This window comes from Bradyrhizobium uaiense, assembly GCF_010811875.1.
Lineage (GTDB): Bacteria > Pseudomonadota > Alphaproteobacteria > Rhizobiales > Xanthobacteraceae > Bradyrhizobium > Bradyrhizobium uaiense.
The window spans coordinates 1-817 of record NZ_VKHP01000532.1; the positions used below are offsets into that span (position 1 = coordinate 1).

1 protein-coding gene is annotated in these 817 nt (G+C 62.4%); it reads right to left on the bottom strand.

Annotated features, from left to right (window positions below):
• On the bottom strand, nucleotides 1–736 hold a 736-nt coding region (locus FNJ47_RS46295; protein WP_163163475.1), incomplete at its 3' end, for an IS110 family RNA-guided transposase.
• Nucleotides 737–817: the final 81 nt, after the last annotated feature.

The following is an 817-nucleotide window of genomic DNA, read 5'->3' on the forward strand; positions in this document are numbered from 1 at the left end:
CAACTCGCTTTGATGATGTGAACCGTCCCGGGTCGTCGATAGCGCTGGCATAGGTCAGCGCCACGATCGGACCGACTGCCGGGACTGAGGTCAGCAGCCGGGCCTGCGGGTCGGATCGCACCATTCTGCGGGTCTGCTTCTCGAAAGCTGCGAACTCCTTCCGCAGGGCCTCACGCACCGCCAGCAGTGCGCCGCTGATCATCTGAAGATGCAAGTGGCCTGCGACGAGTTCGTTGATCCGTCCGGCGAACCCCCGCTCCGTCGTCTTGCCGACTTTGAGCCCAAATCCGCGCAGGATCCCGCGCAGGCTGTTCTCGACGTCGCGAAGCTTCGATTGCACCAGTTTGCGGGCCGTCAGCAAGGCGCGCGTCTCCTGCGCGCTCATCGACTTGCAATGCACCGACCGGAACCAGCCCAACCGCATCAGCTGCGCAATCCCGCGTGCATCGTTGCGATCCGACTTCACTGGCATGGCCTTGAACGCATCGCGCACGTGCCGCGTCTCCAGCAGTTCCACCGCAAGCCCGGCCGCCTTCATCGCCGCAAACAGCCACTGCGACAGCGGGCCGGCTTCCAGTCCGATCCGCTCAAGGTCAAACCCCAGCGAACGGAACCAAGCGGTCAACGCCTCAGGTTCGCTCGCCACCTTGGCCTCCCGCTCGATTTTACCGTTGGCGTCAACAACACACACGCTTGAGCATTCCAATGACACGTCGATTCCGGCATAGTGGTTCATGGTCGTTCCTCAAGGATGCTTGGAGCGGGCTTGCCCGACTCCGTTCAAACACCATCAATCTGAGGGACGACCGCCTTAACC